The sequence below is a fragment of the Micromonospora sp. R311 genome (assembly GCF_056780015.1).
The window spans coordinates 111,946-121,411 of record NZ_JBSWCE010000027.1 but is presented as its reverse complement, the minus strand read 5'-3'; the positions used below and the strand labels follow the sequence as shown (position 1 = coordinate 121,411).

General features: G+C 73.8%; 8 protein-coding genes. 4 read left to right on the top strand and 4 right to left on the bottom strand.

Annotation, left to right across the window (positions count from 1 at the left end; translation table 11 throughout):
• Window positions 1-73: 73 nt before the first annotated feature.
• Window positions 74-2,818 carry a pyruvate dehydrogenase (acetyl-transferring), homodimeric type gene (gene aceE / locus AC1WTP_RS22980; RefSeq protein ID WP_481651332.1) on the bottom strand — a complete coding sequence of 915 codons (2,745 nt, stop codon included), beginning with the start codon at window positions 2,816-2,818 and terminating at the stop codon, window positions 74-76.
• A gap of 191 nt (window positions 2,819-3,009) precedes the next feature.
• On the opposite strand from aceE, the gene AC1WTP_RS22975 reads away from it, so the two are divergent.
• Together AC1WTP_RS22975 and AC1WTP_RS22970 are read left to right on the top strand one after the other, a co-directional pair.
• The gene (locus AC1WTP_RS22975; RefSeq protein WP_481651331.1) at window positions 3,010-3,432 is read left to right on the top strand and encodes a hypothetical protein; all 423 of its coding nucleotides are present in this window, start codon (window positions 3,010-3,012) and stop codon (window positions 3,430-3,432) included.
• 26 nt (window positions 3,433-3,458) lie between these two features.
• Complete coding sequence (locus tag AC1WTP_RS22970; RefSeq protein ID WP_481651330.1) at window positions 3,459-3,863, top strand: YjbQ family protein; 405 nt, start codon at window positions 3,459-3,461, stop codon at window positions 3,861-3,863.
• 166 nt (window positions 3,864-4,029) lie between these two features.
• Here AC1WTP_RS22970 and AC1WTP_RS22965 read toward each other — a convergent pair whose 3' ends face one another.
• A complete protein-coding gene (locus AC1WTP_RS22965; protein ID WP_481651329.1) occupies window positions 4,030-5,679 on the bottom strand; it encodes an alkaline phosphatase D family protein in 1,650 nt (549 codons plus the stop codon).
• 159 nt (window positions 5,680-5,838) lie between these two features.
• Window positions 5,839-6,618: an AraC family transcriptional regulator gene (locus AC1WTP_RS22960; RefSeq protein ID WP_481651328.1), complete on the bottom strand. Its 780-nt coding sequence runs from the start codon at window positions 6,616-6,618 to the stop codon at window positions 5,839-5,841.
• A 105-nt stretch (window positions 6,619-6,723) separates the two neighbouring features.
• On the opposite strand from AC1WTP_RS22960, the gene AC1WTP_RS22955 reads away from it, so the two are divergent.
• Window positions 6,724-8,181 (top strand): MFS transporter, encoded by a 1,458-nt coding sequence (locus AC1WTP_RS22955; protein ID WP_481651327.1) that lies wholly within the window; start codon window positions 6,724-6,726, stop codon window positions 8,179-8,181.
• A gap of 100 nt (window positions 8,182-8,281) precedes the next feature.
• Here AC1WTP_RS22955 and AC1WTP_RS22950 read toward each other — a convergent pair whose 3' ends face one another.
• Window positions 8,282-8,869, bottom strand: a complete 588-nt coding sequence (locus AC1WTP_RS22950; RefSeq protein ID WP_481651326.1) for an NADPH-dependent FMN reductase — start codon at window positions 8,867-8,869, stop codon at window positions 8,282-8,284.
• 94 nt (window positions 8,870-8,963) lie between these two features.
• Here AC1WTP_RS22950 and AC1WTP_RS22945 point away from each other — a divergent pair, with 94 nt between their 5' ends.
• On the top strand, window positions 8,964-9,446 hold the full coding sequence (locus AC1WTP_RS22945) for a MarR family winged helix-turn-helix transcriptional regulator (protein ID WP_481651325.1): 483 nt from the start codon (window positions 8,964-8,966) through the stop codon (window positions 9,444-9,446).
• Window positions 9,447-9,466 lie beyond the last annotated feature (20 nt).

The following is a 9,466-nucleotide window of genomic DNA, read 5'->3' as shown; positions in this document are numbered from 1 at the left end:
CAACAAGACCGGCGCACCCGTCACCCGGTCACTGATCGCCTACGACCACTGACCGGGATTCGGAACTACTCGTCTAGCTGTCGCCGCCGGTCTCGCCGACCGGGGCGGCGTTGACGTCCTCGATGGCGTACTTCTTGGCCGCCTCGGCGGGCACGGTGGCCGGCACCGCGCCGCGGAGCGCGAGCTGCCGCAGCGTCGCGACCACCACCGACTCGGCGTCGACGTGGAAGTGCCGGCGCAGCGCGTGCCGGGTGTCCGACATGCCGAAGCCGTCGGTGCCGAGCGAGGTGTAGTCGCCGGGTACCCAGCGGGCGATCAGGTCCGGTACCGCGCGCATCCAGTCGCTGACCGCGACCTTCGGCCCGTCGGCGTCGGCCAGCTTCCGGGTCACGTACGGCACCTGCTGCTCGGCGCCCGGGTTGAGCAGGTTGTGCTCCTCGCACTGGACCGCGTCGCGGCGCAGCTCCGTCCAGGAGGTCACCGACCAGACGTCGGCGGCCACTCCCCAGTCCTGGGCGAGCAGCTGCTGCGCGCGCAGCGCCCACTGCATCCCGGTGCCGGAGGCGAGCAGGTTGGCCTTCGGGGCGTCCCCGTTGACCTGCGGCGCGGGGGAGTAGCGGTAGATGCCCTTGAGCAGCCCCTCGACGTCCACGTCGGACGGCTCCGCCGGCTGGAGGATCGGCTCGTTGTAGACGGTGAGGTAGTAGAAGACGTTCTCCTGCGCCTCGCCGTACATCCGGTGCAGGCCGTTCTCCATGATGTGCGCGATCTCGAACGCGAACGCCGGATCGTACGCGACCACCGCCGGGTTGGTGGCGGCCATCAGGTGCGAGTGGCCGTCCTCGTGCTGGAGCCCCTCACCGTTCAGCGTGGTCCGGCCGGCGGTGGCGCCGAGCAGGAAGCCCCGGGCCATCTGGTCGGCGGCCGCCCAGAGCCCGTCGGCGGTGCGCTGGAACCCGAACATCGAGTAGAAGATGTACATCGGGATCATCGGCTCGCCGTGGGTCGCGTACGACGAGCCGGCGGCGGTGAACGAGGCGACCGAGCCGGCCTCGTTGATCCCCTCGTGCAGGATCTGCCCGCCGATGGCCTCCTTGTACGACAGGAACAGCTCCCGGTCGACGGCGGTGTACCGCTGCCCGTGCGGCGAGTAGATCTTCGCCGTCGGGAAGAGCGAGTCCATGCCGAACGTGCGGGCCTCGTCGGGGATGATCGGCACCCAGCGCTTGCCGAACTCCTTGTCCTTCATGACGTCCTTGAGCAGGCGGACGAAGGCCATCGTGGTGGCCACCTTCTGCTTGCCCGAGCCCCGCTTGACGTCGGAGAACCGCTCCGTGCCGGGGATGGCGAGCCGCTTGCCCTCGGTGCGCCGCGACGGCAGGTAGCCGCCGAGCTGCCTGCGCCGCTCGTGGAGGTAGGCGATCTCGTCGGACTTCTCGCCCGGGTGGTAGTACGGCGGCAGGTAGGGGTTCTCCTCCAGCGCCGAGTCCGGGATGTCCAGGTAGAGCCGGTCGCGGAAGGTCTTGAGGTCCTCCAGCGTCAGCTTCTTCATCTGGTGGGTGGCGTTGCGGGCCTCGAAGTGCGAGCCGAGCGTCCAGCCCTTGATCGTCTTGGCCAGGATCACCGTCGGCTGCCCGGTGTGCTCCATCGCCGCCTTGTAGGCCGCGTAGAGCTTGCGGTAGTCGTGCCCGCCCCGCTTGAGGTTCCAGATCTCGTCGTCGCTCAGGTGCTCGACCATCTTGCGGGTGCGCGGGTCGCGGCCGAAGAAGTGCTCCCGCACGTACGCCCCGGACTCCGCCTTGTAGGTCTGGTAGTCGCCGTCCGGGGTGGTGTTCATCAGGTTGACCAGCGCGCCGTCGGTGTCCGCGGCGAGCAGCGGGTCCCACTCCCGGCCCCAGACCACCTTGATGACGTTCCAGCCGGCGCCCCGGAAGAACGCCTCCAGCTCCTGCATGACCTTGCCGTTGCCGCGGACCGGGCCGTCCAGCCGCTGCAGGTTGCAGTTGATCACGAAGGTGAGGTTGTCCAGCTCCTCGCGGGCGGCCACCCCGATCGCGCCGAGGGTCTCCGGCTCGTCCATCTCACCGTCGCCGAGGTACGCCCAGACGTGCTGGTCGGAGGTGTCCTTGATGCCCCGGTGGTGCAGGTAGCGGTTGAACCGCGCCTGGTAGATCGCGTTCAGCCCGCCCAGGCCCATGGAGACCGTGGGGAACTCCCAGAAGTCCGGCATCAGCCGCGGGTGCGGGTACGACGGCAGGCCGCCGCCGGGGTGGGACAGCTCCTGGCGGAACCCGTCGAGCTGGTGCTCGGTGAGCCGGCCCTCCAGGAACGCCCGCGCGTACATGCCGGGGCTGGCGTGGCCCTGGTAGAAGATGTGGTCGCCGCCGCCCGGGTGGTCCTTGCCCCGGAAGAAGTGGTTGAAGCCCACCTCGTAGAGCGAGGCCGAGCTGGCGAAGGTGGAGATGTGCCCGCCGACGCCGATCTCCGGGCGCTGCGCCCGGTGCACCAGCATGGCGGCGTTCCATCGGACGTACGCCCGGATCCGCCGCTCGACGTGCTCGTCGCCCGGGAACCACGGCTCGCGCTCCGGCGGGATGGTGTTGATGTAGTCCGTGGTGGTCAGGGACGGCACCCCGACCTGGCGCTCGCGGGCCCGCTCCAGCAGGCGCAGCATGACGTAGCGGGCGCGCTTGGTCCCGCGCTCGTCGATGACACCGTCGAGCGACTCGACCCATTCGCTGGTTTCTTCAGGGTCGATGTCCGGAAGCTGGCTCGGCAGACCGGCGGTGATCACCGGGCGCTTGCGTTCCGTAGCCACAGGCGTTCCCTCGGTTGTGTGTGGGATAGGTCTCTAGCGCCATCCTGCCCCCTTGTGCCACCCGGCGTCACGTCCACCGCCCCGAGACGCGATGCTCGACACAGGTACCCACCAGTAACTTTGTGCGATCGGCGAGCCCGTCCGCCGGTCGGCCGGCCGGCGGGTTTGTCCCGCCTCCCTACCCTGCCGGCATGAGATGGCGACCGGTGGTTCTCGGCGGGGTGCTGACCGCCGTCGGAGTGGTCGGCACGGCGGTCGGCGGGGTGGCCGGTTGGCTCGTGTCACCGGGGGCGTTCATGATCGCGGCACTGGGTGCGACCCTGGCGCTGCTCGGGGTCGGGCTGATCCGGGACGCGCGCCGGCCACCCAGCCGGCACCGCCCGCAGGACGCGGCGGCGGGGGCGCTGTACGCCGGCCCGACCGGGGACGTCGGCACGGACTACCGCGACCGGGACCACGGCCGCGGCGACGATCCCGGCGACCGGTCGGGCGCGAGTTCCGGCGCCGGTTGCTGGGGCGGGGGCGACTCCGGCGGCGGCTGGTCGGGCGGGGGCGACTCCGGCGGCGGCTTCTCCGGTGGGGGTGACTCCGGCGGCGGTGGCGGCGGCTACTGACCCGGCGCTGCGGCAGAATGCGACTTATGCGCAGTGAGGTGATCAGCGTCCAGACCGGTTCCCGCCCCACCGTCCGGGACATCACCGCCGAGGCGGAACGGTTCGTCTCCGGTCAGGGCGACGGTCTGCTGCACGTCTTCGTGCCGCACGCCACCGCCGGCCTGGCGCTCATCGAGACCGGCTCCGGCTCCGACGACGACCTGCTCAGCGCGCTGGACGACCTGCTGCCCGCCGACGACCGCTGGCGGCACCGGCACGGCTCGACCGGGCACGGCCGCGACCACGTGCTGCCCGCCTTCCTGCCGCCGTACGCGACGCTGCCGGTGCTCGACGGGCGGCTCGCGCTGGGCACCTGGCAGTCGCTCTGCCTGGTCGACCCCAACGGCGACAACCCGTCCCGCAAGGTCCGCCTCTCCTTCCTCCCGGGCTGACCCCCGCGCCCGTAGCCGGGCCCCGCGCCGGACCGGCCGGCCGGGTCGAGGCGCCCGCACGCGACCCCGACCGGGCGGCTGCAACGCGGCGCGGAGGGAGTGGCCGTCCGGGGTGGGACAGCCACTCCCTCCGCGATCGTGCGCCGCGCCGCGCCGTGGCGGGTGGTCAGGGGCGGACGGTCTCGGCCTCCACGGTCCGCCGACCCTCGTCGGTGGCCGCCGAACTGCGCGCGGCGGCGGCCGGCAGCGGGTTGTCCGCCGTCAGGTGCAGGCCCGGCACCCGGTCCTCGATGACGAACCGTGCCCGGGTGTGCGCCGGCGCGCCCGGCCGGCTCACGTACGGCAGCACGTCGAAGTCGGCGGTGAGCTGCCCCGGGGTGATCGTGGTGCGGACGTAGCCGCGCAGGTTGTTCTGGAACCGCAGGTGCGGGTTGAACGCCAGCCAGGGGTGCGAGCCGGTGACCGAGTCGGCCCCGTCCCCGCCCGAGGTGATCGAGGAGCAGACCAGCTCGGTGCCGACGGTCCGGGAGGTCGGGTCGGCGTAGTCCAGCTTCAGGTCGCTGGCCCAGTGCGCGTGCACGTCCCCGGTGAGCACCACCGGGTTGCGCACCCCGGCGGCCAGCCAGCCGCGGGTGATCCGGTCGCGCGAGGCGACGTAGCCGTCCCAGGCGTCCATGCTGGTGACCGTCAGCGGACCGGCGTTGTTGTCCCGCTGGGCGAAGAAGACCTGCTGGCCGAGGATGTCCCAGCGGGCGTCGGAGCGGCGGAAGCCGTCCAGCAGCCAGGCCTCCTGGTCGGCGCCGGTGATCGAGCGGCTCGGGTCGGCGGCCGCCGCGCAGTTCCGGTAGCCGTCGCCGCAGGCCTGGTCGTCGCGGTACTGCCGGGTGTCGAGCATGTGGAAGGTGGCCAGCCGGCCCCAGCGGACCCGCCGGTAGAGCTGCATGTCGATGCCGCGCGGGATCGAGGTGCGGCGCAGCGGCATGTTCTCGTAGTACGCCTGGAAGGCGGCCGCCCGCCGGGCGAGGAAGTCCGGGTCCGCCGCCTCCGGCGTCTCGTCGGCCCAGTTGTTCTCCACCTCGTGGTCGTCGAAGACCACCACCCAGGGCGCGACGGCGTGCGCGGCCTGCAGGTCGGCGTCGGTCTTGTACTGGGCGTGCCGCTGCCGGTAGTTGGCCAGCGTCCGGGTCTCCGGGCCCTCGTGGTCGCGCGGGTTGCCGCCGGGCGCGTTGTAGGTGTCCGGCGCGTACTCGTACTGGTAGTCGCCCAGGTGCAGGATCAGCTCCGGCTCGGTCTCGGCCAGCCGGCGGTAGGCGGTGAACCAGCCGTGCTCGTACTGGGAGCAGGAGGCGAAGCCCATGGCCAGGGCGGCCGGCATGCTCCAGGGCGCGGGCGCCGTGCGGGTGCGGCCGACCGGGGAGAGGTGCCCCTCGGCCCGGAACCGGTAGAAGTACTCCCGGCCGGGCAGCAGCCCGTCCAGTTCGACGTGCACGCTGTGCGCCGACCCGGGCCGGGCCCGGGCCACGCCCCGCCGCACGACGTGCCGGAACCGCTCATCGGCGGCCAGTTCCCACTGCACCGGGACGACCCGGTCCGGCATGCCGCCGAGGCCGTCCTCGGCGAGCGGCTGCGGCGCCAGCCGGGTCCAGAGCACGAATCCGTCGTGGTCGGGGTCGCCGGAGGCCACCCCGAGGGTGAACGGGTCCTGGCGCAGCGGGCCGGACGCGCTCGCGCTCGCCGCCGTGGTCAGGCCGGTCACCGCGCCGGCGGCGCCGAGCGCCGCGCCGGTGGCCAGGACGGTACGTCGGGACAGTGCCACGATTTCCTCCCCGGGGTCCGATTTCTCGACCCGGGAAGCGTCGCGAGCGTCGATGACCATCAGGTGACGGGCAGGGGTGCCCCGTCCTCGCCATTGGTCGAACAGCAGTCCCCGCCGCCGGTTGGGCCGGTGGTGACCTGGGCAAGGAGGCGGACGGTGTCAGCCGTCACGCAGCAGCCGGCGCAGCCGGCCCGGGGTGTGACCGAGGTGGGTGCGGACCGTCCGGGTGAGGTGGGCCTGGTCGGCGAAGCCCAGCTCGGCCGCGGTCTCCGCCGGACTCGCCCCCTCGGCCAGCAGGTCCATCGCCCGGCCGACCCGCAGCCGGTTGCGGTACCGGGTCAGCGGCACCCCGACCAGCGCCTGGAAGGAGCGGCTCAACCGGTACGGCGACACGCCCAGCGACCGGGCCAGCGGCAGCAGCCCGGCGGCGTCGGGGCCGCCGTCGTGCAGCGCCGCCCGGGCCGCCTCGACCAGCCGCCGGTCCCGCCCGGGTGCCCCGGCCGACGGCGCGGCCGCCCCGCCGACCAGCCGGACCAGCCGTTCGGCGGCGGCGAAGGCCGGGTCGGGGCGGCCGGCGGCGCGCAGCAGCAGCCGGTGGGCCAGGTCGGCCCGGGCGTCCAGGTGCACCACGGCCGGAGCCGTCCGCCCGGCGAAGAGATCCCGCCACAGCCCGGGCGACAGGTGCAGCGACGTGCAGTCGTCACCGCCGGCCGGGTGGGCGAAGCGCTGCTCCTCGCCGGGCACCGTCAGGTAGGCCACGGTCGGGTCGACGAACTCCTCACCGCCGCGCCCTCGGCGCCGGAAGCCGCCCCGGCGGGTCAGCACCATCCCGTACACCCCGCTCGGCTCCGGGGCCGACCAGCCGGCGTGGTCGTCGCGGCAGCGCACCGCCTGGATGCGGAAGTCCGGATGGCAGGCCAGCAGGGTGGTGGTCCGCATGCCGGCCAGCGTATGCCGGCGCCGGCGCCGGGCGACGAGGCCGGGGCCGGCCGGCCGCAAGGATCGACAAGACAGCCGGGACGGTGCCCCGGGAGGGTGGCGGCCATGACCGCAGCCATCCCCGACCGGCGCGCCGCGCTGCTCGTCGTCCTGCTCACCGGGCAGGCCATGGCCTCGATGGACACCTCGATCGCGGCCGTCGCCGCGCCGGCGGTCCGGGCGGACCTGGCCGGCCCGCCGGCCCTGGCGCAGTTGGTGCTGGCCGGCTACACGCTCGCCTTCGCGGTGCTGGTGGTCACCGGCGCGCGGTTGGGCAGCCGGCACGGCCCGGGGCGGGTCTTCCTGCTCGGCCTGGCCGGCTTCACCATCGCCTCGCTCGCCTGCGGGCTGGCTCCCGGGCCGGGCAGTCTGGTGCTCGCCCGGGTGGTCCAGGGAGCCACCGCGGCGCTGCTGGTGCCGCAGGTGCTGACGCTGATCCAGGCCCGGTTCGCCGGTGCGGCCCGGGCCCGGGCCATCGGGGCGTACTCGATGATCCTGGCGCTCGGGGTCGCGGCCGGGCAGGTCCTCGGCGGCCTGCTGGTGACCCTGGATCTCGGCGGCCTGACCTGGCGGGCCGCGTTCCTGGTCAACGTGCCCGTCGGGCTGCTCCTGCTGGGGTTGGGCCGGCGGGCGCTCGCCGCGCCTCCGGATCGGCGCCGGCCGGAGGCGCTCGACCCACCCGGGGTGCTGCTGCTCTCCACCGCGATGCTCGCCCTGGTGGTGCCGCTGGTGCTGGGCCGGGACCTCGGTTGGCCCGGATGGTCGGTGCCGGCCGTGGCTGCCGCCGGCGCCGCCGGGCTCGGGCTCTTCCTCCGGTACCAGGACCGGCTGGCCCGCCGCGGCGGAGCGCCGCTGCTCGACGTGACCGTGCTGCGGCTGCCCGGCGTGCCGGCCGGACTGCTGGCCGCCGCAACGGTGATGGGCTGCTACGCCGGCTTCCTGTTCAGCCTTACGCTCTGGTTGCAGGAGGGGTTGGGGCTCAGCGCCCTCGCCGCCGGGCTGGCCTTCCTGCCGTACGCCGCCGGGTTCGCCCTCTGCGGTCTGGGCGTGCCGCGACTGCCGCGGGGCTGCCGGGACGTCCTCCCGGTGGCCGGCCCTCCGGTGCTGGCCGCGGTGGTGCTGTCGGTCGGCATGCTGTCCCGGGACGGCTGGCCGTGGCCGGCGGCGACCGCGCTGCTGCTGGTGGGCGGCACCGCGCACGCCGCGGCGTTCAGCCCACTGGTCGCCCGGCTGGCCGGCGTCGTGCCGGCCACCGCGGCGGCCGCACTCTCCGCGCTGGTCTCCACCGGCACCCTGCTGGCCGCCGTGCTGGGCGTCGCCGTCCTCGGCGGGCTCCACCTGGCCGGGTCACCGGTAACGGCCGCCACGGCGACGGCCGCGCTCCTGGTGACCGGCGCCGTGGCCGCCCACCGCTCGCGGCGGGCGGTCGCCCCGCCGGCACACCCACCGGCACACCCGCCGGCGACCGCGACGCCGACCGGCCGGCGCGACGGGCCGTCGCGGCACGATCGCGCGACATCGTGAAAGTGGTGGCCTCGGACGTGCGCCGAGGCCACCACTTCCCGGACCGAGCACATCCGCCATGGCGCGGCGGCCGGCGCGGTTGCTGCGGCGAGGCGGTGGGTCAGGCGGCCGCGGTGGCCAGCTCGGTGATCCGGATCCGGGTGACCAGGGCGTCGAGCAGGCCGCGCAGCAGGGCTTCGGTGGTGGCGTCCTTGACCGTGCCGTCGACGTCGAGCTTCTCGTGCGCGTTGCTGACGATGATCTCCGGCTTGCTGACCACGGCCGAGTCGGTCCAGAGGAAGAGCTGCCGCAGCTGGAGCTGAGCCCGGACGGTGCCCATCCCGGTCGGCGCGGCGCCCATGATCGCCACCGGCTTGTGCGCCAGCGGCGACACCCAGGAGGTGACCGGGAAGGTCGGCCGGGACGCCCAGTCGAGCGTGTTCTTCAGCACTCCGGGCACCCCGTAGTTGTACTCCGGAGTGGCGATGAGCAGCGCGTCCGCCGCGGCGATCCGCTGCCGCAGGTCGAGTACGGGCGCCGGCGGCTGGGCCTCCTGGTCCTCGCTGAACGGCGGGATGGCGGCCAGGTTCTCGTACCGCTCGATGGTCAGCCCGGGCGGCGCGAGCCGCTGTGCCGCCCGGATCAGGGCGGTGTTGAACGAGGCGTCGCGCAGGCTGCCGGAGATGGCGAGGACCGAGAAGTCGGACATGAGGTTCTTCCTCCTGAACATCGCACACACGATTTGCGTGAGCTGCTCGATAGTAGAGGTATTCAACTATCGGCTGGCAAGTAGGATGTGAGGCATGGCGCAGAGCACCGTTCCCTCCACCGAGCGCGAGCTGACCGGGCGCTCCGGGCTGGCCGGGGACGCGGTGCGGCGGATCATGCACGTCGCCTCCGCCATGCGGCACTACCAGGACGTCGAGATCGCCGCGCTGGGGCTGACCCCGGCGGTCGCCCGGGCGCTGCACGAGCTCGACCCCGACCGGCCGCTGCCCGCCCGCGACCTCGCCGAGCAGCTGCGCTGCGACCGGTCCAACGTCACCGCCCTGGTCGACAAGCTGGAGCAGGCCGGGCTGGTGCAGCGCCGGGTGGACCCGGCCGATCGGCGACAGAAGACCCTGGTGGTGACGGAGGCCGGCCGCCGGATGCGGCAGCGGGTGCACGAGGTGATGTCCGACTCCCGACTGCTCACCGGCCTCACCACCGACGAGCTGTCCACCCTGCGTGACCTGGTCTGGAAGGTCTCCGACGGCGGCTGCCCGGAGGCGTGCGGCACCGACTGAGCCCACCCGCGCGGTTCGTG